Source organism: Rhizobium jaguaris, from assembly GCF_003627755.1.
In the GTDB taxonomy this organism is placed as follows: domain Bacteria; phylum Pseudomonadota; class Alphaproteobacteria; order Rhizobiales; family Rhizobiaceae; genus Rhizobium; species Rhizobium jaguaris.
Map to the genome: position 1 here is coordinate 1,573,712 of NZ_CP032694.1, position 23,483 is coordinate 1,597,194.

Consider the following 23,483-nt stretch of genomic DNA (forward strand, 5'->3'; position numbering starts at 1 on the left):
TAGCAAATACTTGCATTAGAATTGTGTCCAACGTTACCTCAGATCGTGCTTGAATTGAGGCGTCATCCACAAGTGCCTTCCACTGATTTCTTGCCGAAAACGGGTATCTCCGCTAGTCAAGAGCCATGGGACAAAATCTTTTACCGCCTGGTGGCGGCGACGATGACAGCATCCTTCCGGTCGATCTCAAGGCCGCGCTCGAGGAACGTTACCTGGCCTATGCCTTGTCGACGATCATGCATCGCGCCCTGCCGGATGTTCGCGACGGCCTGAAACCGGTTCACCGACGCATCGTTTATGCGATGAGCGAGATGGGCCTGCGCCCCAATGCTGCCTTCCGCAAATGCGCCAAGATCGTCGGCGAGGTGATGGGTAACTATCACCCGCATGGCGACCAATCGATCTATGACGCGTTGGCTCGTCTGGCGCAGGATTTCTCGCAACGCTACACGCTGGTCAACGGCCAGGGCAATTTCGGCAATATCGACGGCGATAGCCCCGCCGCCATGCGCTATACCGAATCCAAGATGACGGCGGTTTCAGAACTGCTGCTCGAGGGCATCGACCAGGATGCCGTGGATTTTCGCGATACCTATGACGAGTCGAATTCCGAGCCCGTCGTTCTGCCTGGCGCTTTCCCGAACTTGCTCGCCAACGGCTCCTCGGGCATCGCTGTCGGCATGGCGACCTCCATCCCGCCGCATAACGCCCACGAACTCTGTGACGCGGCGCTGCACCTGATCCGCGATCGCGATGCGACCGTCGAGAAACTGGTGGAATTCATTCCCGGTCCGGATTTCCCGACCGGCGGCATCATCATCGACGACCGCGACAGCATCATCGAAAGCTACAAGACCGGTCGCGGCGGTTTTCGCGTCCGTGCCAAATGGGAAACCGAAGATCTCGGCCGCGGCGGCTATCAGATCGTCATTACCGAAATTCCGTTCCAGGTGCAGAAGTCGCGGCTGATCGAAAAGATCGCCGAGCTGCTTCTGGCGCGCAAGCTGCCGCTGCTTGAGGATGTTCGCGATGAATCCGCCGAGGATATCCGCGTCGTCCTGATACCGAAGAGCCGCACCGTCGATCCGATGATCCTGATGGAATCGATGTTCAAGCTGACGGAGCTGGAAAGCCGCTTCCCGCTCAACATGAACGTTCTGTCCATGGGCCGCATCCCGAAGGTCATGGCGCTGAATGACGTGCTGAAGGAGTGGCTGGATCATCGCCGCGAAGTTTTGTTGCGCCGCTCGCGCTTCCGGCTTGCCGCTATCGAAAAACGCCTGGAAATCCTCGGTGGCTTCCTGATCGCCTACCTCAATATCGACGAGGTCATCGCCATCATCCGCGAGGAAGACGAGCCGAAGCCCGTCATGATCGAGCGGTTCGGTCTGACGGACAATCAGGTCGAGGCGATCCTCAACATGCGGCTGCGCTCCTTGCGCAAGCTCGAAGAATTCGAAATCCGCAAGGAATTCGACGGCCTGACTCAGGAGAAGGCCGATATCGAGGCCTTGCTCGCCTCCGACGACAAGCAGTGGCAGACGGTCGCCTGGGAAATCGGCGAGGTAAAGAAGAAATTCGCCAAGGCGACCGAACTCGGCCGCCGCCGCACGCAATTTGCCGAAGCGCCTGAGGCCGATGACGCGGCGATCCAGCAGGCGATGATCGAGAAGGAACCGATCACCGTTGTCGTCTCGGAAAAGGGCTGGATCCGCGCGCTGAAGGGCCACATCTCCGACACATCGACGCTCACCTTCAAGGAGGGTGACGCCCTGAAGGTCGCTTTCACGGCGCAGACGACCGACAAGATCCTGATCATTACGACGGGCGGCAAGGCCTACACGCTCGGTGGCGACAAGCTGCCTGGCGGCCGCGGCCACGGCGAGCCGCTGCGTATCATGGTCGACATGGAAAATGACCAGGACGTGCTGACCGCCTTCGTCCACGATCCTCAGCGTAAGCAACTGGTCGTCTCGACTGCTGGCAACGGCTTTATCGTGCCGGAAGTGGAACTGGTCGCCAACACCCGCAAGGGCAAGCAGATCATGAACTTGACGACGCCGGATGAGACCAAGCTGCTGGTGCCCGTCTCTGGCGATCACGTCGCCGTCGTCGGCGAGAACCGTAAGATGGCGGTTTTCCCGCTGGCGCAGATCCCGGAAATGTCGCGCGGCAAGGGCGTGCGCCTGCAGCGCTACAAGGATGGCGGCGTCGGCGACATCAAATGTTTTGCGATCGCCGACGGCCTGACCTGGGAAGACAGCGCCGGCCGTACGTTCACCAAGACCAAGGACGAGCTGGTAGAATGGCTTGGCGACCGTGCCGCAGCCGGCCGCACTGTGCCGAAAGGCTTCCCCAGAAGCGGCAGGTTCTCAGGCTGAGGTCAGCGGTGGCAAAGTCCGAGCAATCGACCCGGTAGGCCGCGATTGCAACGACGAATGCTTTGGGCGGAAGCAAAGGTTGAGAGAGACGGAACGCGAGCCCGTTATTCCTCGTAGGGAATGCAAACGTCTCTAAGGAAACGCGTAGCGCCTTCTTCATCAATTTCACCGGCGGCAACGGCAAGCACAAAGCTGTAGAGATTGGCGTCCGTTGTCTGGATCTTGTAACCATTGTCCATAAGGAAGATAGCCGCGGCCACGATGGCGATGCGCTTGTTGCCATCCACAAATACATGGTTTTTGGCCAAGCCAAAAAGATAGGCTGCAGCGAGTTCGGCAACATCCTCGCTACCGTATTGGGCTTTATTGATAGGACGCGCCAAGGCGGATTCGAGGGCACCTTCGTCTCGTAATCCGTATGAGCCTCCAAATCGTTTGATTTGTATCTTGTGCAATTGTTCGACGAGCGTTCGCGTCAAGAAGATGACAGGCATTATTCTGCCAACTTCTTCAGCGCCACTTTGTATTGATCCATGAAACGCTGCGCATGTTCCATTTGACGCGCAAAGTCCGCGTCCGTGGGCTGCAGGCGCAGTTCACCGTCTTGCATGCTGAGTTCGAGCGTATCGCCGGCCTCAAGGCCCATTCGATCAAGAATTTCTCTCGGAATAATCACGCCTTCGGAATTGCCGATCTTGCGGATAACGACGTTCATGGTTTTGCTCCTCATGTAATAACGGCGTTATAACACTTCGAATGGGCTGCTGCAAATATGCAGTTCGCTACCCCAACGCAGCCGCCATTCTCGCCCTGACCAGCGCCTGCCATAACGAATGAGCAGCGAGCGCCAGGATCAGCACCAGCCCGCCGGTAAGCGTCATGTTGCTTGGCGCTTCGGCAAAGATCAGCCAGACCCAGATCGGCGCCAGGATCGTTTCCAGCAGATAGAACATCGCCACTTCCGGCGCCGAGAGAAAGCGTGTGCCGGTGGCAAGGCACCAGAAGGAGAGGGGCATCAGGACCGCGCCGTCGAGCAGGATCCAGGCGGGATGATCGATGGCGATGCTTGACGGAATGACATGGTAGAGGCCGACCGCGGCAGGGATAATGGCGGACAATAGAGATGCAAAGCCCATATCCCGGCGCGAGGCTCGGGCGATTGTGATGGCGCAGGCGATGAAAAAGGACGCGAGAACCGACAGCGCGTCACCGAGGAAATGGCCGCCCTCCATGCCATCCTGCACGATCAGGCCGACGCCGAAGATCATCGCGATCATGGTGACGATGGTGGAATGAGCAGGGCGCTCCTTCAGGAAAATCCAGGAGAGGAGTGCGGCAAACATCGGATTGAGAGCGATGATGAACACCACATTCGCTGCCGTCGTATAGTAGATGGCGAGGAGAAAGGTGATGGTCGTCAAACCGTAGAAGAGGCCGACTGGAAGCCCGATCCAGCCCGGCAGAATGCTGCGCAGCGACCCGGTGACGCGGCGGATGACGATAAGTGCAACCAGCGACACGAAGATCGTCGCAAGGCTGCGCACCGACAGGACAGACCAGACGTCGCCGCTCGAAAGCCGAATCAGTGGGATATCCATCGACAGCGCGAGACCGCCGATCGTGGTCAGCAGCAAGCCTTTTCCGTGATGCGAGAGATGGGAGACCATTCAGTGAGAGATGTCTTCGACGGCATCCGCCGGGTCGAAGCGCTCCCAGCCGCGTGGCGTCAGATGCTCCTGCGGCTGGAACCGTGTCTTGTAGTCCATCTTGCGCGAGCCTTTGACCCAATAGCCGAGATAGACGTGCGGCAGGCCGAGCGCCTTGGTCCGCTTGATGTGATCTAGGATCATGAATGTGCCAAGCGAGCGATGGTCGAGATCGGGATTGAAATAGGAATAGACCATCGACAGCCCGTCGCTCATCACGTCGGTTAACGCCGCTGCCAGTAGCTCGCCCTTCGGCCGCTGCTCCAGTCCGGAGCCTTCCTCGCGCCGGCGATATTCGATGATGCGGGTGTTGACGTGGGTATCTTCGACCATGATCGCGTAGTCGAGTACGGTCATATCGGACATGCCGCCTTGCTGATGGCGATCATCGAGATAGCGGCGGAAGAGGGAATATTGTTCGCTCGACGGCTGCGCGGGAAATTCGGTGGCGATGATATCGCTATTGGACGCCAAAACGCGCTTCATGGACCGGCTGGGAATGAATTCCTGAGCGAGAATGCGAACGGAAATACAGGCGCGGCAGGATTCGCAAGCGGGGCGGTAGGCGATGTTCTGCGAGCGACGGAAGCCGCCCTGGGTCAAAATGTCGTTCATTTCCGCGGCGCGCGGACCGACGAGATGGGTGAAGACCTTGCGCTCCATCTCGCGCGGCAGGTACGGGCAGGCTGCCGGTGCCGTCAGATAAAACTGCGGGGATGGCGTCGACTGCGTGTTCATCTGCCGCTGATTGACCTTTCGTTCGGCATTCGGCTTCTCATTTTTACAAGCATGGCCCAAGTTTAGAAAACGTCAACTATGTCCTTTGTGCAAGGTCACAGTTTCCCGGCTTGTTTAGAAGCAAAACGCCCCTTCGTGCATGGTGGTCGGTCCGGACGACCGGACCGTTCGGATATGGTATTGGGTTGATATCGGCGTAATTTAGGCCGTTCGGATGATGACGGTGCCGAGCAACAGGTCATGGACCAGGCGGCTGCGTTCTATGAACAGGCCCGCCAGCAGAATGAGCGGCGTCAGAACCGAGTTCAGGATCCAGAACAACGCCAGATGCACGATCGCGGTGAGAAAATCCATCGGCCGGCCATCCAGTCGCACCATGGCGATGCCCATAGCCCGCATGCCGAGCGAGGCCTGATGCGGCCCACCAAGCGTCCAGCCGAAATAGAAACCGGCGACGATGATGAACAGAACGGGGTAGAGCACGAAGCCCAGCCCAAGCGTCAGTATCGAAACGAAGAATAGGAGGACCGCTGCCGGGATGCAGAGCAGACCGACGATGACGTAATCGAGGATGAAGGCGAAGATGCGCCGGCTCAGCACACCACTATAGGCGCGCCAGTCGTCCGGTGCTGCATAAAGCGGGCTGGGGTTCAGGCTCATTGTCTTCCTCCTTCGCGAATAACCCCTTCAATCGTTCCGATTTAAGGAAAGGCTTGTCCGCAGGTTAAAGATTCTACTACGACCTTTACGCATCCGACAGGACGCGCGGCGCAGTAGGGAAACATTTGCCGAACATATGGTGAGAGGTCCGGCAAATGCAATAAGCTTGTGGCCAGTGATTACCTCTTTGCCAGCTGTCTCGCCACTTCCACCGCAAAATAGGTAAGGATACCGTCGCAGCCGGCGCGCTTGAAGGCGAGCAGGGTCTCCAGCATCACCCGTTCGCCGTCGATCCAGCCGTTGGCGGTGGCCGCCTTGATCATCGAGTATTCGCCGGAGACTTGATAGGCGAAGGTCGGAAGGCCAAACGCCTCTTTCAGCCGCCAACAGATGTCGAGATAGGGCAGGCCGGGCTTGACCATCAGCATGTCGGCGCCTTCCTCGACGTCGAGGGCAGCGTCTCGTACCGCCTCGGTGCCGTTGGCCGGGTCGATATAATAGGTCTTCTTGTCGCCTTTCAGCAGGCCGCCGGTCGAGATCGCCTCGCGATAGGGGCCGTAGAAGGCCGAGCTGAACTTGGTGGCATAGCTCATGATGCCGACGCTCTGGTGGCCGGCAGCGTCGAGCGCATGGCGGATGGCGCCGATGCGCCCATCCATCATTTCCGACGGTGCAATGATATCGGCGCCGGCATCTGCCTGGTAGACGGCGGCGCGTGCCACCTGTTCGACGGTCTCGTCGTTGACGATCTCGTTGCCGCGCAGAATGCCGTCATGGCCATGGCTGGTGAAGGGATCGAGGGCGACGTCGGTGATGACGCCGATATTCGGCACAGCCTTCTTGATGGCAGCGCTGGCGAGATTTATGAGGTTGTTCTTTTCCAGGCTGTTCGAGCCGGTTTCGTCGCGCAGTTCCATTTCGATATTCGGGAATGTAGCGAGCGCCGGAATGCCTAGGTCGGCCGCTTCCTTTGCGGCTTCCACGGCCTTGTCCACGGTCATGCGATTGACGCCCGGCATGGCCGGGATCGGCTCGATGATGCCGTTGCCGGGGATCACGAAGATCGGCCAGATCAGGTCGTCGACAGTCAGCCGGTTTTCCTGGACAAGGCGGCGCGTCCAATCGGCCTTGCGGTTACGCCGCATGCGCCGATGCCCCGTGATCTCGTCAACAAGGTGCGTCTTGTCTTCCATGGTCCCGCCATCCTTTTTGGTCTATCTATGGCCTTAATTTGCAAGCAGCGTACCTATCACGCTGTCCCCAGGATTTAAAACCCGGCGAAAGGCCGGAGCCATTATAGCTCTGGCGAGCCTGTGGCCTCCTACGTATTGTTCGCACATGGAACCTGATTCTTCGACCTTACCCAAGAACACGCTGACGGACATCCTGTTCGTGCTGTTCCTGCGGCTGATTGCGATCGGCTGTTTCTGGCTCGGCCTGCAATATTGGTCGATGCTGGTCGGTTATTCGCTGGAAGGTCATGCCCGTTTCGATCTGCTCAATCTGCCCTGGAAGGTGGCAGGCGCCGGTCTTGCCGTCGTCTTCCCGGTCGCAGCCCTTGGCTTGTGGCTGACGGTCTCCTGGGGGCCGGTGATCTGGGTGCTGGCAGCCGGTGGTCAGGCACTCATGTACGGGCTCTGGCCGCAGATCTTCGGCTCCAATCCGCTGATCGTCATCCTGCATGCCTGCGTCGCCGTTCTCTATTGTATTTTCCGCATTTTGCTCTGGCAGGAACATCGCCGGCGCCAGCAACAGGTAATGGTTGATTTACCCTGAGACACCAAGACTTCGCGGTAAGGTGCTGTTAAGCCTGCAGTTTAAGTAGAATTTTATGTGTATTCGATAGGGTCTCATTCAAGGCGGGAAGAAAACGACACCGCCAAACAAAACAGTGAGGCCAAGTCATGATGAACACGAAAATCAAGCCGCAGGCAGTTGCGAATGCTCGGGACCAGCAGATCGAAGATATCCGTGGTCTCTATATGGAATCGCTCCACCTCGTGGAGCGCCTCCACCGCCGTCTCCTCGATGTTATCAAGGACGAGTTCGACCGCCAAGGCCGCGACGACGTCAACGCCGTCCAGGCGCTGCTCCTTTTCAACATCGGCAATTCAGAACTGACCGCCGGCGAACTGCGCTCTCGCGGTTTCTATCTCGGCTCCAACGTTTCCTACAACGTCAAGAAGCTGGTCGACCTCGGCTTCATCAACCATCAGCGCTCGCGCATCGACCGCCGCTCGGTTCGCATCAGCCTGACGGAAACCGGCCAGGACATCGCCGAAACCGTCGCCAAGCTCTACGAGCGCCACATCGCCTCCATCGACAAGGTCGGCGGCATCGGCACGGACGAGTTCACTCAGATGAACAAGCTCCTGCAGCGTCTGGACCGCTTCTGGAACGACCAGATTTTGTATCGCCTGTAATTAACGGCGGCAGATCTACGACACGACTCTCCAGTAGAATAAGCCGGATACGTTCCCTGCGTGTCCGGCTTGCTCTTGTCAGAGCGAGGATAGTACTCGTACTGGCTGTGGGCTTTTTGCCACGTCCCGCCGTGACCTTGCGGTGCACAACAGCATCCGCGCCATCTGTGCCATTGACGCCAAAGTATCAGGCGCTATTAACCTCGCCCATCTAGACTAAATGTTCGCCTGGGACCGGGTGACCCGTCTCACAATATGCAGGTATCGAGGGTTGCGAGAGCGATGCCCTCGTAGAGCCTCATGCATAGGAGACGGGCCATGGACGAGACTATCACATATGTCGGATTGGATGTTCACAAAGAGACGATCGCGGTGGCGCTCGCTGACGGCGGTGGGCGCGGTGACGCGCGCGCGTTTGGCCAGATCGTCAATACGCCAACGGCCTTGACCCGCATGCTGGCCAAGCTTTCGCAGCCGGGTCGGACATTGAAGTTTTGCTACGAAGCGGGACCTTGCGGCTACGGCATTCAGCGGCAACTGTCTGCCGCAGGTCATGATTGCGTGGTCGTCGCCCCTTCTTTGATCCCGCACAAACCAGGCGATCGCATCAAGACAGACCGTCGGGATGCCAACAATCTGGCAAGACTTCATCGCGCTAGAGAACTGAGCGCTGTTTGGATACCAGATACAGCCCATGAGGCGATGCGTGATCTGGTTCGGGCACGGCTTGCCGCTGTGCGCAGCTTGCGGCAAGCGCGCCAGCAGCTCAGCGGATTTCTGCTTCGTCATGGCTTTCACTACAGCCGGCCGGCCTGGACGCAGATGCACCGCCGTTGGTTGGCCGGTCTTTGCTTTGAACAGCCAATCCACCAAATCGTTCTCCAGGATCACATCGCCACAATCGAGGCGGCAACTGAGCGGCGGGATCGGCTGACGAAGCAGATCGAGACCATGTTGAGTGACTGGTCATTGGCTCCGGTGGTCGTCGCGCTGCAATCACTGCGCGGCATGGCTCTGGTGACGGCCGCTACGATGATTGCCGAATTGGGCGATCTCAGCCGCTTCACAAACCCGCGCCAATTAATGGCCTATCTCGGGCTGGTACCATCGGAGCATTCAAGCGGTGGAACTCGGCGGCAGGGCGGCATTACAAAAGCAGGCAATACAACGGCGCGTCGAATGCTGATTGAAGCCGCTTGGAGTTATCGGTTTCCCGCAAAGATCAGCCGTGATCAGTTGATCCGCCAGGAGCAGCTCCCAAAAGCGATCCGCGACACGGCATGGAAGGCGCAGGAGCGGCTGTGCGGCCGCTATCGCAAGCTCACGAAGGCCGGAAAGCCGGCAACGACCGTAACCACGGCGATCGCTCGCGAATTATCCGGATTCGTCTGGGCGATTGCATGCCAGGTCTCACCGCGTTGAGTATAGCTCAATCCTGAACTCAACAAGGAGGACAGAAGAGTCAAAAAGCCATATGCGCCTGGGCAAGGCTGGGGGCACGGTCACGGCAGGAGAACCCTCGATTCCACTATCAGCCGGTTACATTCCGACGCTGCGAACTAGACAGAGGAAGCTCCGCGACGCATCAGGTCCGGCGGTAACCAACCCGCGCATCAGAGCATGATCAACCGTCGTTATATGACCGTGCTTCCTGCTTTCCCCAGGATGCATCCACACCAAACGAAACGCCCTGACGACAGGGCGACGATTTTTCTATTCCTGCATCTTGTAAGGGCGAACATGAGAGTGGTATTTTAGCAACGCAAAAAGGTGGTTCTTCCGCTACGGCAGGCCAAAGCAAGTTTCATGCCGGGCGACACGAATTGGCCATATTGCTATGACAGCGGAAACGAACGGCAAACGGCGCTTTTCAAGTCTTGATCTTCATGCCTTAGCGCTTTGGGCTCGCAACATTGTGATGGTCCGGAGCGAAGTTTTTGTGGTGCTTTAAGGCGTTGGATTGATAGTGAGCTGCGTTACTTGGAGCGAGCTGCTGAATTTACTGCTTTCTCTCTTGGCTGCGGATGAAATCGATCGCAGCGTCGAACGGTAGGGATATGTCGAAGAAAAACGGAATTGAACCTTTCTCGCGCCGCTCCTTCCTGCGGTCTGCGGCAACTTTTGGCGTGGCAGCTTTGGCAGCTCCGGCAATTGCACAGGACCAGACGCCTCTCGATGCGCTGATCAATAATCGTGCCCGCGGCAATTGGGACGATCAGTTCGATGCGAAGGCCGCCGCGCGTACCGCCGCAGCGGTTGTTTCCAACACGCCGATCCTCGGGCCAGATTCCGTACCGAACATCCAGCAAGCGATCGCCCAGTATCAGAGCATCGTTGCCAATGGCGGCTGGCCGCAGATCAACCCGACGAGCCAGCAGCCGCTTCAGCTCGGCGCTACTGATCCTGCCGTGCAAGCGCTACGTCAGCATCTGATGATAACCGGCGACCTGCCGCGTGGGGCAGGCATGTCGTCTTCCTTCGACTCCTATGTCGACGGCGCCGTCAAGCGCTTCCAGGCTCGCCACGGCCTGCCGCCGGATGGCGTTCTCGGCGAATTCACGCTGAAGGCGTTGAATATCCCGGTTGATGTTCGCCTGCAGCAATTGAACACCAACCTCGTTCGCCTGCAGACTTTCCCGGCCGATCTCGGCCGCCGTCACGTCATGGTCAACGTCCCGGCGACCTATGTCGAAGCCGTGGAGGATGGCCAGGTGGCGCTGCGCCATGAGGCGATCGTCGGCCGCCTCTCACGCCCGACGCACCTCATCAATTCAAAGATCTACGAGGTCATCCTCAACCCTTACTGGACGGCACCGCGCTCGATCATCGTCAAGGACATCGTGCCGCTGATGCGCAAGGATCCGACCTATCTGAAGAAGAGCAATATCCGCCTTCTCGACGGCAAGGGTAACGAAGTTGCACCTGAGACGATCGACTGGAATTCGGACAAGGCGCCGGATCTGATGTTCCGCCAGGATCCGGGCAAGCTGAACGCTATGGCGTCCACGAAAATCAACTTCCATAACCCCAATAACGAATATGCACGACACGCCGGAGCAGGGCTTGTTCAACAAGCTGATGCGTTTCGACAGCTCGGGCTGTGTGCGCGTTCAGAACGTGCGCGACTTGGCGACCTGGCTGCTGGCCGAAACGCCGGGTTGGCCGCGCCAGCACATCGAGCAGGTCATCTCCACTCGCGTCAACACGCCGATCACATTGGCGACGGAAGTCCCAGTCTATTTCGTCTATATTTCCGCCTGGGGCGCTGCCGACGGCATCGTTCAGTTCCGCGACGATATCTACCAGCTCGACGGCAATTCCGAGTTGGCGCTGGATACGACGCAGGGCATGGAGCAGCCGGTTCAATAATCGGCCTGATTGCCACCGACATTCGGAAAAGCCGCGTCTTCGGATGCGGCTTTCGCGTATCGGGTAGCAACGGCCACTGGATTTAACCGCCTACTTGTGTTTGCCGCCACCGTGTCCTTTTGCAGAGGATGCGCTAGACCGGTTGCCTGTGATGGTTGGGTCCGCCGGTGCAGAATTGTCCTCTATCAATGCGTTGGCTTGATACCCCTGCACATCTGCCTTCTTCAGGCCGGCATTACCTTCGCCAGTCGTGCAGCTATAGGAGGTGGAAAGGCCGTTCCGGATGAGGGTGTCGCTACCGGGGCCATTGTGAACGAAGACCATGTCGTGTCCGACAAGACGCGCCGTCTTCTTGGAGAGTTGCTCCTTCTTCATTTGAAAGAAGGTACCGTCGATTTCAATGATTTGCTTCTGCCACATCACACGAAGATGCGGTTTTCCATCGCATTCCTGAAAGGCGTGGGCAGTGTCGCACGCGAAGCCTGCAATAAGAAACAAAATCACTATGAGGCGCACCTTCGATCCCTCCGTGATTTTTACTTCGGGGACAATAAATTGTGCTTGGCGTATATTAAATTATAAAGCCGACACACCGTAAAGTACCTCACGGTGATTAGTCCAAAGAGACGGCATGAGGAAGAACTGCGCCCGGAGACCGTTGTTCTGGCGGGAGTCGATCGGTATTTGGAGCTGGTGGCAGTTGCTACCTAATTGCGCTTTTTCGCTTGCTGAAGGCGTTCATCGTAGAATGCCCAGCAAATGTCGCTGATCGTATTGCTCTCGGGCGACCCTGACGCTAATACCGTCTCCATTGCCGTTCCGGCCCGTTCAGGAGCTTCCACGATGACCAATGCTTCCACCGAACCCTTCTTCAATCGCTCGCTTGCCGATACCGATCCGGAAATCTTTGGCGCGATCAATAAGGAATTGGGTCGTCAGCGGCATGAGATCGAGCTGATCGCCTCGGAAAACATCGTTTCCCGCGCCGTATTGGAAGCGCAGGGTTCGATCATGACGAACAAATACGCCGAGGGTTATCCGGGCAAGCGCTATTATGGCGGCTGCCAGTTCGTCGATATCGCCGAAGAACTCGCCATCGAGCGCGCCAAGAAGCTGTTCGGCGTCAATTTCGCCAATGTTCAGCCGAATTCCGGTTCGCAGATGAACCAGGCAGTCTTCTTGGCGCTGCTGCAGCCGGGCGACACGTTCATGGGTCTCGATCTCAATTCGGGCGGTCATCTGACGCATGGTTCGCCGGTCAACATGTCCGGCAAGTGGTTCAACGTCGTTTCCTACGGTGTGCGCGAAGGCGACAACCTGCTCGACATGGATGCGGTTCAGCGCAAGGCCGAAGAGCATAAGCCGAAGCTCATCATTGCCGGCGGCACCGCATATTCCCGCATCTGGGACTGGAAGCGCTTCCGTGAGATCGCCGATAGCGTCGGCGCCTACCTGATGGTCGACATGGCCCATATTGCCGGCCTCGTTGCCGGTGGCCAGCATCCGTCGCCGTTCCCGCATTGCCATGTTGCAACGACCACGACCCACAAGTCGCTGCGTGGCCCACGCGGCGGCATGATCCTTACCAATGACGAGGATCTGGCAAAGAAGTTTAATTCGGCCGTGTTCCCCGGCCTGCAGGGCGGCCCGCTGATGCACGTCATCGCTGCCAAGGCCGTGGCGCTCGGCGAAGCGCTGCAGCCGGAATTCAAGGAATATACCGCGCAGATCGTCAAGAATGCTAAGGCGCTTGCCGAAACGCTGATCGCCGGCGGACTCGACGTCGTTTCCGGCGGCACGGACAATCACCTGATGCTGGTCGACCTGCGCAAGAAGAACGCCACTGGCAAGCGCGCCGAGGCCGCTCTCGGCCGCGCCTACGTGACCTGCAACAAAAACGGCATCCCGTTCGACCCGGAAAAGCCCTTCGTCACGTCCGGCGTTCGTCTCGGTACGCCGGCCGGCACGACGCGCGGTTTCAAGGAAGCCGAATTCCGCGAGATCGGCAATCTCATCATCGAAGTGCTCGATGGCCTGAAGGTCGCCAATTCCGATGAAGGCAATGCCGCCGTCGAGGCCGCAGTGCGCGAGAAGGTGGTCAATCTCACCGGCCGCTTCCCCATGTACGGCTACATGGGCTGAGGAGACCGCATGCGCTGCCCTTATTGCGGTTCGGAAGATACCCAGGTCAAGGATTCGCGCCCGGCGGAGGATAACACCTCCATCCGCCGGCGGCGCATCTGTCCGGATTGCGGCGGCCGTTTCACCACCTTCGAGCGCGTGCAACTGCGCGAGCTGATGGTTATCAAGAAAACCGGCCGAAAGGTGCCCTTCGATCGGGATAAGCTGGTGCGCTCCTTCGAGATCGCACTGCGCAAGCGCCCGGTCGACCGCGATCGTATCGAGCGTGCCGTCTCCGGGATCGTTCGCCGCCTGGAGAGCTCCGGCGAGACGGAAATCAGCTCCGAGCAGATCGGCCTGCAGGTGCTGGAAGCCCTGAAGAGCCTCGATGACGTCGCCTTCGTGCGCTATGCTTCCGTCTATCGCGATTTCTCGCATGCGGAGGATTTCGAGCAGGTGATCACCGAAATCAATGCCAAGATCGCCCGCGATCCGCTGGACACCTGATCATGGCGCCCCGGCCTGAGGACGAACGTTTCATGGCCGCGGCGATCCGCCTGTCGCGCTGGCATTTGGGTCTCACCTCTACCAACCCGTCCGTCGGTTGCCTGGTCGTCAAGGACGGCACCGTCATCGGCCGCGCCGTAACAGCGCTTGGCGGCAGGCCGCATGCCGAGCCGCAGGCCTTGGCCGAGGCCGGCGAGGCGGCGAGGGGAGCCACCGCCTACGTCACGCTCGAGCCCTGTTCCCACTACGGCAAGACGCCGCCCTGCGCTGAGGCGCTCATTGCCTATGGTGTCGCCCGCGTCGTCATCAGCGTGACCGATCCCGATCAGCGTGTTTCCGGTCGCGGCATCGCGATGCTGCAGGATGCGGGGATCGAAGTCGATGCGGGTATTCTTGAGGAGGACGGCAGGCGCTCGCTTGCCGGCTATCTCATGCGTCAGACGAGAAACCGGCCGTATGTGACTCTCAAACTTGCCGTTTCCGCAGACGGGATGATCGGCAAAACGGGCGAGGGGCAGGTGCGCATCACGGGCGATATCGCCCGCGCCCAAGTGCAGGTCTTGCGCGCCGAAAGCGACGCCATCCTTGTCGGCATCGGCACTGCGATCGCGGATGACCCGGAACTGACCTGCCGTCTGCCGGGGCTGGAAGGCCGCACGCCGTTGCGTATCGTCATCGACGACCAGCTTCAGCTTCCGCTCGACAGCAAGCTCGTGAAGACTGCACAACGGTACGGGCTCATGGTCGTCGCCGGCGATCCGCCGCCCTTCGATCAAAATACCGACAAGGCCTTCATAGGCCGCCGCGCCGCGCTGGATGCCGCCGGTGCCGAAGTGCTGCAATCCAATTCCAGCGAACCGGGAGAATTGCTTGAAGCGCTGGGGACGCGGGGCATTTCTTCTCTATTGGTCGAAGGAGGAGCCAGGACGGCGCAGCGTTTTCTCGCCGCCGATCTCATCGACCGCATCCTTCTGTTCCAGGGGCCGGGTACGATCGGCGAGGGCGGTATTGAATCGCCGGTCACGAAGACCAATATCCCACCCAGTTTCAGACACATCCGCGCGAGCCGGTTTGGCGACGATCGCTGCGACGAATTTGAAAGAGGTTTTTAATGTTTACCGGAATTGTCACCGATATCGGCAAGGTCGAATCGGTCTCGCCGCTCAAGGAAGGCATCAAGCTTCGCGTGGCAACAAATTACGATCCGGCAACGATCGATATGGGGGCCTCGATCTCCCATTCCGGCATTTGTCTGACGGTAACAGGCTTGCCAGAAGCCGGCAGCAACGGCCGCTGGTTTGAGGTAGAGGCTTGGGAGGAAGCCCTGCGGCTGACCACCATCGGCACCTGGGAGGCCGGCAGCAATATCAATCTCGAGCGCTCGCTGAAGATTGGCGACGAGCTCGGCGGCCACATCGTCTCCGGTCATGTCGACGGCAAGGCGGAGATCCTGTCAGTGACGGCGGAAGGCGACGCCACCCGTTTTCGTCTGCGCGCGCCTGGGCATCTCGCAAAATTCGTCGCTCCCAAGGGCTCGATCGCGCTCGACGGCACGTCGCTGACGGTAAACGCTGTCGACGGCACGGATTTCGACGTGCTGCTGATCCGTCATACGCTGGAGGTCACCACCTGGGGTGAACGCAAGGCTGGCGATTTCGTCAATTTCGAAGTCGACACCATGGCCCGCTATGCCGCGCGACTGGCGGAATTTCCGGCTGCCCGCGAAAGCTGATCCCGGACACCTCAATAATGCTCATTGTCCGCCGCCATCGGTTCGATGGCGGCGTTTTTGTGCGAGCACTTTTTCCGCCGTTACCGCTCGAACATGACGTTGGGCTTGTCCTTGTACATCACTTCGCCGATCCGGCGGAAACCGACCTTCTCCGCAACCCGCAGCGACGATGTATTTTCCGGATCGATGATGCAAGTCATACGCCGCCCAGAAAACTTCTCGTCGGCCCAGGCGATGGCCGCGCTGACGGCTTCCGTCGCATAGCCCTTGCCGTGCAGCGATGGTGTGATCCCCCAGCCGGCCTCCAATGTGCCCTCCGTGGTCGGGACCATGTCGCGGTGCAGGTCGAGAAAGCCGACTTCGCCGATGAAACGACCGCTGTGACGCTCTTCGACAGCGAAGAAACCAAAGCCGAGGTAATGCCACATGCCGGCATAACGCAACAGGCGCGACCAGGCTTGTTCGCGTGTCGACGGCTCGCCGCCGATATAGCGGACGAGGTCTTCCTGCGTCCAGAAGGCCGCATAGTCCTCGAAATCCTCCAGCCGATGCGCGCGGAGAATGAGGCGTTCGGTCATCAATGTCGGAACCATGGTCATGGCGGGAGCAGCTTCCTTCCGGTCTACCATTTCTAGATTCATGCTCATTCGTTTCACGCTCCCGTTTCGCCGTCCCAATAGTCCACGGCGCCGCCCTCGCGCCCGATGAAGCTGAATCGCCGCGGCGTCTCGCCGGCGCGATTGGTCTTCGCCATGAACTTGCCGGAGTCGGGATATTCGACAATCTCTGTCTGGGCCTTGGTCGAAATGACGAGATAGATCAGCACGCCCGGACCGATATTGATGAGCTGATGGGCGGTTTCCTGACCGCCGGCGGGTGCTCCTAATACATCGCCTTTCGCGACCAGAATACGCTCGCTCCCGAAGCGATATTCGCCTTCGCCGTCGAGAATGACGAAAAGCTCCTCCTCGACGTGGTGATTGTGAAATGGACAGCCGGATTTGCCGGGCGGCACTTCGTTATAGCTGATGCCGAGATCCTTCAGCCCGAGCAGCGCGCCGAAGGAGACATCGCTGCCCGCAAAAAATTCTCCCTGCTGCCAATGATCGAGCTGTAGCTCGCCAAGGTTGACAGCGTGTCTGGTTTTCTCCGTCATCAGGTTCCTCCCTGCCAGTGCGAAATTATTAGCGAAGCGAGTGAGCTGGCGGAAGATACAATTTCTGGCACGCTTCAATGTTCCCCAAATCCGGATCAGAATCAGCGCAGGCATCCGAAAAACACTTGCCAAGCGCGGCCCGCCGTGGTTTGACCCGCCCTTATCAAGGTGCTGCCCGCCCTCTCACTCAGCAGGTGACGTATGTCCAGCTCTACCAATGCCCACATCCTCATCGTCGAAGCCCGCTTCTACGATGACATGGCCGATGCTCTTCTCGATGGCGCCAAGACTGCGCTCGAAGAGGCCGGCGCGACATACGAAGTCGTCACCGTGCCCGGTGCGCTGGAGATTCCGGCCGCAATCGCCATGGCGCTTGATGGAGCCGATAACGGCGGCACCGAATATGATGGCTATGTCGCCCTCGGCATGGTCATCCGCGGCGAGACCTATCATTTCGACATCGTCGCAAACGAATCTTCGCGTGCGCTGATGGATCTGGCCGTCAGCGAATCTCTAGCGATCGGCAACGGAATCCTGACTGTCGAAAACGACGATCAGGCCTGGGTGCGCGCGCGCCGTTCGGATAAGGACAAGGGCGGTTTTGCCGCCCGTGCAGCGCTGACGATGATCGCGCTGAAACAAAGTTGGGTGCATAAGTTCATGGGTAATCAGGATAACGAGCGACCGGCAAAGACCGCGAACCAGCGGGGCGCAGCACGCCTCGCCGCCGTTCAGGCGCTCTATCAGATGGACATTGGCGGAGCCGGTGTGCTGGAGGTGGTGGCTGAATACGAGGCACACCGTCTTGGGCAGGAACTGGACGGCGAGACCTATCTGAAGGCCGACGCATCCTGGTTCCGCTCCATCGTCTCCGGTGTCGTGCGCGAGCAGACCCGGCTTGATCCGCTGATCGGTTCCGCTCTGCAGGACGATTGGGCGCTGTCACGCCTCGACAGCACCGTGCGCGCCATCCTGCGCGCCGGCACTTTCGAGCTTCTCGACCGCAAGGACGTACCTGTCCCGGTCATCGTCACCGAATATGTCGAGATCGCTCACGCCTTCTTTGAAGAAGATGAGCCGAAGCTCGTCAACGCCGTGCTCGACCGAATCGCCAAGCAGGTCCGCGGCGAAGCCAAGAAATAAGGCTCGACCTCAGCGCCGGTACTTGTGCCGGGCCGCTTTCGTTTTCTTCGTTCGCGCTCGATTTCATCGACGAATATTCTTTTGAACCTTCATCGGGTGTTTTCCCCGTGGATGGTCTTGACGCGACGTTTTCCCAAACGCAATCTCGCGCTGCACATTTGCCGACCCTTGGAGGAGGGGCTGGCGATTGTTGCAGGCGGCCGGACGAGGGAGTGAACTGCCGGCTTTTTTGGAGGGAAAAAGCGAAATGTCGATTCTTTTAGGTGTTATCGCGTGCGGACTGCTCTCGGTGATTTACGCCGTCTGGGCAACTCGGTCAGTGCTTGCCGCTGACCAGGGCAATGCACGCATGCAGGAAATTGCAGGTTATATTCGGGAAGGCGCGCAAGCCTACCTGGCGCGTCAATATAGAACCATTGCCTTAGTCGGCATCATCGTTTTCATCCTGGCCTGGGTGCTCCTGTCGCGCGAAGCCGCCATCGGCTTCCTGATTGGCGCTGTTCTGTCAGGCTCCGCAGGGTTCATCGGCATGCATGTCTCCGTGCGCGCCAATGTTCGCACCGCGCAGGCCTCGTCCCACAGCCTGTCGGCCGGTCTCGACATCGCTTTCAAGTCCGGCGCGATCACCGGCATGCTGGTCGCCGGCCTCGCCTTGCTCGGAGTCTCCATTTATTTCTATGTGCTGACCAGCATTCTCGGTCATGAGCCGGGCTCGCGCGACGTTATCAATGCGCTGGTGGCGCTCGGTTTCGGCGCTTCGCTGATTTCGATCTTCGCCCGCCTCGGCGGCGGTATCTTCACCAAGGGCGCCGATGTCGGCGGTGACCTCGTCGGCAAGGTGGAGGCCGGTATTCCCGAAGACGATCCGCGCAATCCGGCGACCATCGCCGATAACGTCGGCGACAATGTCGGCGACTGCGCCGGCATGGCCGCCGACCTCTTCGAAACCTATGCGGTCTCCGTGGTTGCCACCATGGTTCTCGCCGCGATCTTCTTCGCCGGCACGCCGGTTCTTGCCTCGGCCATGGTCTATCCGCTGGCGGTCTGCGGCGCCTGCATCATCACATCGATCATCGGCACCTTCTTCGTCAAGCTCGGCACGAACGGTTCCATCATGGGTGCGCTCTACAAGGGCCTGATTGCCACCGGCATCCTGTCGATCATCGGTCTCGCGGCCGCCACGTCGCTGACAATCGGCTGGGGTTCGATCGGGACCGTCGCGGATTTCAATGTCACCGGCGCGAAGCTGTTCATCTGCGGCATCGTCGGCCTGATCGTCACGGCGCTGATCGTCGTCATCACGGAATATTATACAGGCACCAACAAACGCCCGGTCAATTCCATTGCCCAGGCCTCGGTCACCGGCCATGGCACCAACGTCATCCAGGGCCTTGCTATTTCGCTCGAATCGACGGCGCTACCGGCGCTCGTCATCGTCGGCGGCATTCTTGCCACCTATCAGCTCGGCGGCCTGTTCGGCACCGGCATCGCGGTCACCGCCATGCTCGGCCTTGCCGGCATGATCGTTGCGCTCGACGCCTTCGGCCCGGTCACCGACAATGCCGGCGGCATCGCTGAAATGTCGCACCTTCCGCCGGAAGTGCGCAAATCGACTGACGCGCTGGATGCGGTCGGTAACACCACCAAGGCGGTGACGAAAGGCTATGCCATCGGCTCGGCCGGTCTTGGCGCATTGGTGCTGTTCGCTGCCTATTCGAACGACCTGAAATATTTCGCGGCCCATGGCGATCAGTTCCCTTATTTCACGAATGTGGGCACGATCTCCTTCGATCTCTCCAACCCCTATGTCGTTGCCGGTCTGCTGTTCGGCGGCCTGATTCCCTATCTCTTCGGCGGCATCGCGATGACGGCCGTCGGCCGTGCGGCCGGCGCGATCGTCGAAGAAGTACGCAAGCAGTTCCGCGAAAAGCCGGGCATCATGAAGGGCACCGAACGTCCCGATTACGGCCGTGCCGTCGACCTTCTGACCAAGGCGGCCATTCGCGAGATGATCATTCCATCGCTGCTGCCCGTGCTGGCGCCGATCGTCGTCTATTTCGGCGTACTGCTGATCTCCGGCTCGAAAGCTTCGGCCTTTGCCGCGCTCGGTGCCTCGTTGCTGGGCGTCATCATCAACGGCCTGTTCGTCGCCATTTCCATGACGTCGGGTGGTGGTGCCTGGGACAATGCCAAGAAGAGCTTCGAAGACGGTTTCGTCGACAAGGACGGCGCGCGTCACATGAAGGGCTCGGAGGCGCACAAAGCTTCCGTGACCGGCGATACCGTCGGCGACCCCTACAAGGACACGGCCGGCCCCGCCGTTAACCCGGCGATCAAGATCACCAATATCGTGGCGCTGCTGCTGCTTGCCGTTCTCGCTGGATAAAGGCGAGCACCGGACAAATGAAAAACCCGCGAAGCCTGCGCTTCGCGGGTTTTTTATGCGGTATATCCGACTTATTGGCCAGGGTTGAGGTTGTTGAGGAAGTTCTTCGCACCGTTGATGCCGTTGCCGCCGCCCTGCAGAATCTGTTGCAGGAAGGTCAGGTCGCGGCCGCCGGTCGGCGTCGTGCGGCTGATCATGTCGAAGACCTTGCCGTCCTTCAGCGTGTAGTTGGCCTGCTGCTTCACCACGCCGTCCTTGTCGAAATAGATCGCCAGAATGTTTTGGTCGACCAGCTTCGGCTTCATGAAGGCCACCGGGCGCACGCGCTTCTGGGAGATATAATAGAAGACTTCGCCGTCGAAGGTCGCCGTCGTCGACGGCGTCCCCAGCGAAAGCAGCACCTGCTCGCGGCTCGAGCCGACGGGCACGAGATTGAGCGATTGCTGGTCGAAGATGTAGCCGTTGTTCATGACCTCGCTGGTCTGGCAGCCCGTGAGCCCCGCGGTCGCAATCACCAGGGCGATAGCGGCACTACTGATGAAAGTTCTGTCAGACTTGAAATACCGTCTCGTCAACGACATCTCATCTCCCCTAATGAATCAAACCGATGGCCGAGCGGCCGATGTGACCTTGCTGTGCACATCATTGTGGCCTTTCCGCGATTGCGGAAGCCCCAACAATGTTGTTCGGCACTCTTCATCACCAATCATGCACAGCGTGACGACGGCTTGGGGCGGGACCTTGAAGTGGGCACAAACGGCATTGCAATTCGCGCCTGCTTCGGTAAACCAGCTTTCACGTGGATGCAACAAGGCCAAGCGCAACGGGGCGCTCTGAATGAGCCAATTCCGGGAATTTTCATGATTTTTGGGCTCTTCCGCAAAAGAAGTCACAACCAAATCATTGTCGTCAGGCAATATGACACCCTGACCTCGATGGCGCGCCAGCCGGTTTTTTATACGGACTATGACGTGCCGGATACGGTCATGGGCCGTTTCGAGCTGTTGTCGCTGGTGATGATCCTGTTTTTTCCGCCGGACGCGCTCGTCCGAGACCAGCGGACAGGAGCTTGCGCAGGAAATCGTCGATGCCTTTTTTGAGGATATCGACTATTCCATCCGCGAACTTGGAATCGGCGACAACAGCGTACCGAAGCGCATGAAGAAACTAGCCGGTATGTTTTACGGGCGGCTGGAAAGCTATGCCGCCGCGATGGACGGCAACGACCGCGAAGCGCTGGCTGCCGCACTTCGGCGCAATATCCATCCCAAGGCAGGCGAGGGCGCTCCTTCGATGATCGGTCTAGCGGATTGGATGATGACAGCAGAGGCGCATCTTGCGAGGATCACGGAAGCGGAGATCGCTACCGGCTCGGCAACGCTCCCGCAGCCGCCGCAGATCGGCGAGGCCTCGCCTCACGTCGGCGTAGACGCACCTTAGGAGACAAAAATGAAAAGACCTTACTCCGATGAAACGCCCTTTTCCTATCCGGTGAAAGTCGGCCATATCTCCGCCAACCCGGTGGATGTGCATGTCGAAGCGGACGACCGCGAGCTTGCGGGCCTGGCCAAGCTTTGGGATGTGCTCTCTGTCGAAAAGCTGGAAGCGGATCTGAAGATTTCCCGCTGGAAACGCGATGGCGTGCGCGTCAAGGGCACTGTTCGCGCGAAGATCGTCCAGGCCTGCGTCGTAACCCTCGACCCGGTCGAATCGGAGATCGACGAGAATTTCGAGCATATCTTCATCCCGGAGGATTCGAAGCTGGCGCGTGCGCCCTCGATGGATGCCGGCGAAATGGTGCTCGATCCCGATGGTCCAGATCTTCCCGAAACCTTCACTGGCGACACGATCGATGCCGGCGCCGTGGTGACCGAATTTGCCGCGCTTGCCATCGATCCTTACCCGCGCAAGCCCGGTATCGAGTTCGAAGATCACATCGAGGACACCGGCGAAGATGACAAGAAACCCTCGCCATTTGCTGTCTTGAAAGACTGGAAAAAGGAATAGCCCCCCCTGGCAATTGAAGATAATTCAGTTGTAACGCGGAGAGAAACCGGTATTTTGACGCCAATTTCGCCAGGCCCGGCGGATAAAAAGGACTAGGGACGCGTGATCAGAATTTCTCTTGACCTAATGGGTGGCGACTTCGGCCCTGAGGTTGTTATTCCTGGCGCGGCCAAGGCGCTGGATAGGCATCCCGATATCACATTCATCATGTACGGACAGAAGGATCGCTGCGAAGCGATCCTCGCCAAATATCCGAAACTCCGCGAAAAATCCGTCTTTCACGAGTGCGATGTCGCCATCAGCATGGATGAAAAGCCGAGCCAGGCGTTGCGCCGCGGCCGCTACATATCCAGCATGTGGCGGTCGATCGAGGCGGTGAAGGCAGGCGACGCCGATGTCGTCGTTTCCGCCGGCAATACCGGGGCGTTAATGGCGATGGCGAAGTTCTGCTTGCGCACCATGGCCAACATCGAACGTCCTGCAATCGCCGCGATCTGGCCGACATTGCGGGGCGAAAGCATCGTGCTTGATGTCGGCGCGACGATCGGCGCCGATTCGCAGCAATTGCTCGATTTCGCCTTGATGGGCGGCGCCATGGCGCGCGCGCTCTTCGAGATCGAACGGCCGACCATCGGCCTCCTGAATGTCGGTGTCGAAGAAATCAAGGGTCAGGAAGACGTCAAGGAAGCCGGCCGATTGATCCGCGAGGCCAATCTTGAGTCGCTCGAATATTCCGGCTTCGTCGAGGGCGACGATATCGGCAAGGGCACGGTCGATGTGGTGGTGACGGAGGGCTTTTCCGGAAATATCGCGCTGAAGGCGGCCGAGGGCACGGCAAAGCAGATCGGCACTTATCTGCGTGCCGCCATGACGCGCACGCTGCTCGCCCGCATCGGCTACATCTTCGCCAAAGGCGCCTTCGACCTGTTGCGCGAGAAACTCGATCCGAGCAAGGTCAATGGCGGTGTCTTCCTTGGTCTCAACGGTATCGTCATCAAGAGCCATGGCGGCGCCAACGCCGAGGCCTTTGCGGCTGCCATCGATGTCGGCTATGACATGGCCAAGAATGGCCTCACTCAAAAAATCGAAAACGATCTGAAAAAATATCATGCCAAACGGCAGCCGCCGATCGGACCGGAAGCGGCATGAGCGAC

General features: G+C 59.1%; 22 protein-coding genes and 3 pseudogenes. 15 read left to right on the forward strand and 10 right to left on the reverse strand.

Translation table 11 applies throughout. The annotated features are described in order from the left end of the window. The first annotated feature begins 125 nt into the window (after positions 1-125). Positions 126-2,381, forward strand: coding sequence for a DNA topoisomerase IV subunit A (parC, locus tag CCGE525_RS07640; protein WP_120703762.1), 2,256 nt, complete (start codon positions 126-128; stop codon positions 2,379-2,381). A 104-nt stretch (positions 2,382-2,485) separates the two neighbouring features. Here the strand turns inward: parC and CCGE525_RS07645 are convergent, their stop codons facing one another. The 6 genes from CCGE525_RS07645 to hemB all read right to left on the reverse strand — a co-directional run bounded on the left by CCGE525_RS07645 (position 2,486) and on the right by hemB (position 6,678). Beyond that, on the reverse strand, positions 2,486-2,875 hold the full coding sequence (locus CCGE525_RS07645; RefSeq protein ID WP_120703763.1) for a type II toxin-antitoxin system death-on-curing family toxin: 390 nt from the start codon (positions 2,873-2,875) through the stop codon (positions 2,486-2,488). Continuing rightward, complete coding sequence (locus CCGE525_RS07650) at positions 2,875-3,096, reverse strand: AbrB/MazE/SpoVT family DNA-binding domain-containing protein (protein WP_104822610.1); 222 nt, start codon at positions 3,094-3,096, stop codon at positions 2,875-2,877. The genes CCGE525_RS07645 and CCGE525_RS07650 overlap by 1 nt, the downstream gene beginning before the upstream one ends. Positions 3,097-3,163: 67 nt before the next feature. After that, positions 3,164-4,048, reverse strand: coding sequence for a DMT family transporter (locus tag CCGE525_RS07655; RefSeq protein ID WP_120703764.1), 885 nt, complete (start codon positions 4,046-4,048; stop codon positions 3,164-3,166). Beyond that, positions 4,049-4,825 (reverse strand): arginyltransferase, encoded by a 777-nt coding sequence (locus CCGE525_RS07660; RefSeq protein ID WP_120706314.1) that lies wholly within the window; start codon positions 4,823-4,825, stop codon positions 4,049-4,051. It lies immediately after the preceding gene. A 201-nt stretch (positions 4,826-5,026) separates the two neighbouring features. Beyond that, positions 5,027-5,485, reverse strand: coding sequence for an RDD family protein (locus CCGE525_RS07665; protein ID WP_120703765.1), 459 nt, complete (start codon positions 5,483-5,485; stop codon positions 5,027-5,029). A 179-nt stretch (positions 5,486-5,664) separates the two neighbouring features. Further along, positions 5,665-6,678, reverse strand: coding sequence for a porphobilinogen synthase (gene hemB / locus CCGE525_RS07670; protein WP_120703766.1), 1,014 nt, complete (start codon positions 6,676-6,678; stop codon positions 5,665-5,667). Between the two features lie 145 nt (positions 6,679-6,823). On the opposite strand from hemB, the gene CCGE525_RS07675 reads away from it, so the two are divergent. The 4 genes and pseudogenes from CCGE525_RS07675 (at position 6,824) to CCGE525_RS07690 (ending at position 11,277) form a co-directional block, all read left to right on the forward strand. Beyond that, positions 6,824-7,261: a DUF6163 family protein gene (locus tag CCGE525_RS07675; RefSeq protein ID WP_120703767.1), complete on the forward strand. Its 438-nt coding sequence runs from the start codon at positions 6,824-6,826 to the stop codon at positions 7,259-7,261. 131 nt (positions 7,262-7,392) lie between these two features. Continuing rightward, a complete protein-coding gene (ldtR, locus tag CCGE525_RS07680; RefSeq protein WP_028753315.1) occupies positions 7,393-7,908 on the forward strand; it encodes a transcriptional regulator LdtR in 516 nt (171 codons plus the stop codon). 318 nt (positions 7,909-8,226) lie between these two features. Beyond that, the gene (locus CCGE525_RS07685) at positions 8,227-9,330 is read left to right on the forward strand and encodes an IS110 family RNA-guided transposase (RefSeq protein ID WP_120703768.1); all 1,104 of its coding nucleotides are present in this window, start codon (positions 8,227-8,229) and stop codon (positions 9,328-9,330) included. A 635-nt stretch (positions 9,331-9,965) separates the two neighbouring features. Further along, positions 9,966-11,277 (forward strand): annotated as a pseudogene (locus CCGE525_RS07690) (L,D-transpeptidase family protein). A 90-nt stretch (positions 11,278-11,367) separates the two neighbouring features. On the opposite strand, the gene CCGE525_RS07695 reads toward CCGE525_RS07690, so the two are convergent. Then, positions 11,368-11,793 (reverse strand): hypothetical protein, encoded by a 426-nt coding sequence (locus CCGE525_RS07695; protein WP_120703769.1) that lies wholly within the window; start codon positions 11,791-11,793, stop codon positions 11,368-11,370. Positions 11,794-12,120: 327 nt separating this feature from the next. Between CCGE525_RS07695 and glyA the strand changes: the two genes are divergently transcribed. From glyA to CCGE525_RS07715, 4 genes are read left to right on the forward strand one after another with little or no spacing between them, the layout of a single operon-like run. Next, the gene (gene glyA / locus CCGE525_RS07700) at positions 12,121-13,419 is read left to right on the forward strand and encodes a serine hydroxymethyltransferase (RefSeq protein WP_120706315.1); all 1,299 of its coding nucleotides are present in this window, start codon (positions 12,121-12,123) and stop codon (positions 13,417-13,419) included. Between the two features lie 9 nt (positions 13,420-13,428). Next, complete coding sequence (gene nrdR / locus CCGE525_RS07705) at positions 13,429-13,905, forward strand: transcriptional regulator NrdR (RefSeq protein ID WP_120703770.1); 477 nt, start codon at positions 13,429-13,431, stop codon at positions 13,903-13,905. A gap of 2 nt (positions 13,906-13,907) precedes the next feature. Then, a complete protein-coding gene (ribD, locus tag CCGE525_RS07710) occupies positions 13,908-15,017 on the forward strand; it encodes a bifunctional diaminohydroxyphosphoribosylaminopyrimidine deaminase/5-amino-6-(5-phosphoribosylamino)uracil reductase RibD (RefSeq protein WP_120703771.1) in 1,110 nt (369 codons plus the stop codon). After that, positions 15,017-15,637 (forward strand): riboflavin synthase, encoded by a 621-nt coding sequence (locus CCGE525_RS07715; RefSeq protein ID WP_120703772.1) that lies wholly within the window; start codon positions 15,017-15,019, stop codon positions 15,635-15,637. Before ribD ends, CCGE525_RS07715 begins: the two co-directional genes overlap by 1 nt. 80 nt (positions 15,638-15,717) lie before the next feature. On the opposite strand, the gene CCGE525_RS07720 is transcribed toward CCGE525_RS07715, so the two are convergent. After that, positions 15,718-16,236: a GNAT family N-acetyltransferase gene (locus tag CCGE525_RS07720; protein ID WP_205587461.1), complete on the reverse strand. Its 519-nt coding sequence runs from the start codon at positions 16,234-16,236 to the stop codon at positions 15,718-15,720. Positions 16,237-16,289: 53 nt separating this feature from the next. Further along, the gene (locus CCGE525_RS07725) at positions 16,290-16,793 is read right to left on the reverse strand and encodes a cupin domain-containing protein (protein ID WP_120703774.1); all 504 of its coding nucleotides are present in this window, start codon (positions 16,791-16,793) and stop codon (positions 16,290-16,292) included. 201 nt (positions 16,794-16,994) lie between these two features. Between CCGE525_RS07725 and CCGE525_RS07730 the strand changes: the two are divergent. From CCGE525_RS07730 to CCGE525_RS07740, 3 genes and pseudogenes are all read left to right on the forward strand, one after another. Then, positions 16,995-17,435, forward strand: a pseudogene (locus CCGE525_RS07730) (6,7-dimethyl-8-ribityllumazine synthase); the annotation flags it as partial. An 18-nt stretch (positions 17,436-17,453) separates the two neighbouring features. Then, entirely contained in the window at positions 17,454-17,936 is a 483-nt protein-coding gene (gene nusB, locus CCGE525_RS07735; protein WP_120706316.1) for a transcription antitermination factor NusB, read from the forward strand. Between the two features lie 247 nt (positions 17,937-18,183). After that, entirely contained in the window at positions 18,184-20,322 is a 2,139-nt protein-coding gene (locus CCGE525_RS07740; protein ID WP_120703775.1) for a sodium-translocating pyrophosphatase, read from the forward strand. A 71-nt stretch (positions 20,323-20,393) separates the two neighbouring features. Here the strand turns inward: CCGE525_RS07740 and CCGE525_RS07745 are convergent, their stop codons facing one another. Next, positions 20,394-20,903, reverse strand: a complete 510-nt coding sequence (locus CCGE525_RS07745; protein ID WP_120703776.1) for an outer membrane protein assembly factor BamE — start codon at positions 20,901-20,903, stop codon at positions 20,394-20,396. A gap of 279 nt (positions 20,904-21,182) precedes the next feature. Here CCGE525_RS07745 and CCGE525_RS07750 point away from each other — a divergent pair. From CCGE525_RS07750 to plsX, 3 genes and pseudogenes are all read left to right on the forward strand, one after another. Further along, positions 21,183-21,762: pseudogene (locus CCGE525_RS07750) on the forward strand (ubiquinol-cytochrome C chaperone family protein). A 9-nt stretch (positions 21,763-21,771) separates the two neighbouring features. After that, entirely contained in the window at positions 21,772-22,329 is a 558-nt protein-coding gene (locus CCGE525_RS07755) for a YceD family protein (protein WP_120703777.1), read from the forward strand. 102 nt (positions 22,330-22,431) lie between these two features. Then, the gene (gene plsX, locus CCGE525_RS07760) at positions 22,432-23,478 is read left to right on the forward strand and encodes a phosphate acyltransferase PlsX (RefSeq protein ID WP_120703778.1); all 1,047 of its coding nucleotides are present in this window, start codon (positions 22,432-22,434) and stop codon (positions 23,476-23,478) included. Positions 23,479-23,483 lie beyond the last annotated feature (5 nt).

Bases quoted from the DNA above. Each gene is read 5' to 3' on its own strand.
- nrdR (WP_120703770.1), top strand. From the start codon at position 13,429: ATGCGCTGCCCTTATTGCGGTTCGGAAGATACCCAGGTCAAGGATTCG.
- CCGE525_RS07665 (WP_120703765.1), bottom strand. From the start codon at position 5,485: ATGAGCCTGAACCCCAGCCCGCTTTATGCAGCACCGGACGACTGGCGC.
- CCGE525_RS07755 (WP_120703777.1), top strand. From the start codon at position 21,772: ATGAAAAGACCTTACTCCGATGAAACGCCCTTTTCCTATCCGGTGAAA.
- nusB (WP_120706316.1), top strand. From the start codon at position 17,454: ATGGGTAATCAGGATAACGAGCGACCGGCAAAGACCGCGAACCAGCGG.
- ldtR (WP_028753315.1), top strand. From the start codon at position 7,393: ATGAACACGAAAATCAAGCCGCAGGCAGTTGCGAATGCTCGGGACCAG.
- CCGE525_RS07725 (WP_120703774.1), bottom strand. From the start codon at position 16,793: ATGACGGAGAAAACCAGACACGCTGTCAACCTTGGCGAGCTACAGCTC.
- parC (WP_120703762.1), top strand. From the start codon at position 126: ATGGGACAAAATCTTTTACCGCCTGGTGGCGGCGACGATGACAGCATC.
- CCGE525_RS07740 (WP_120703775.1), top strand. From the start codon at position 18,184: ATGTCGATTCTTTTAGGTGTTATCGCGTGCGGACTGCTCTCGGTGATT.
- CCGE525_RS07645 (WP_120703763.1), bottom strand. From the start codon at position 2,875: ATGCCTGTCATCTTCTTGACGCGAACGCTCGTCGAACAATTGCACAAG.
- CCGE525_RS07685 (WP_120703768.1), top strand. From the start codon at position 8,227: ATGGACGAGACTATCACATATGTCGGATTGGATGTTCACAAAGAGACG.
- CCGE525_RS07655 (WP_120703764.1), bottom strand. From the start codon at position 4,048: ATGGTCTCCCATCTCTCGCATCACGGAAAAGGCTTGCTGCTGACCACG.
- CCGE525_RS07660 (WP_120706314.1), bottom strand. From the start codon at position 4,825: ATGAACACGCAGTCGACGCCATCCCCGCAGTTTTATCTGACGGCACCG.
- CCGE525_RS07715 (WP_120703772.1), top strand. From the start codon at position 15,017: ATGTTTACCGGAATTGTCACCGATATCGGCAAGGTCGAATCGGTCTCG.
- CCGE525_RS07650 (WP_104822610.1), bottom strand. From the start codon at position 3,096: ATGAACGTCGTTATCCGCAAGATCGGCAATTCCGAAGGCGTGATTATT.
- CCGE525_RS07720 (WP_205587461.1), bottom strand. From the start codon at position 16,236: ATGACCATGGTTCCGACATTGATGACCGAACGCCTCATTCTCCGCGCG.
- CCGE525_RS07675 (WP_120703767.1), top strand. From the start codon at position 6,824: ATGGAACCTGATTCTTCGACCTTACCCAAGAACACGCTGACGGACATC.
- ribD (WP_120703771.1), top strand. From the start codon at position 13,908: ATGGCGCCCCGGCCTGAGGACGAACGTTTCATGGCCGCGGCGATCCGC.
- glyA (WP_120706315.1), top strand. From the start codon at position 12,121: ATGACCAATGCTTCCACCGAACCCTTCTTCAATCGCTCGCTTGCCGAT.
- CCGE525_RS07745 (WP_120703776.1), bottom strand. From the start codon at position 20,903: ATGTCGTTGACGAGACGGTATTTCAAGTCTGACAGAACTTTCATCAGT.
- hemB (WP_120703766.1), bottom strand. From the start codon at position 6,678: ATGGAAGACAAGACGCACCTTGTTGACGAGATCACGGGGCATCGGCGC.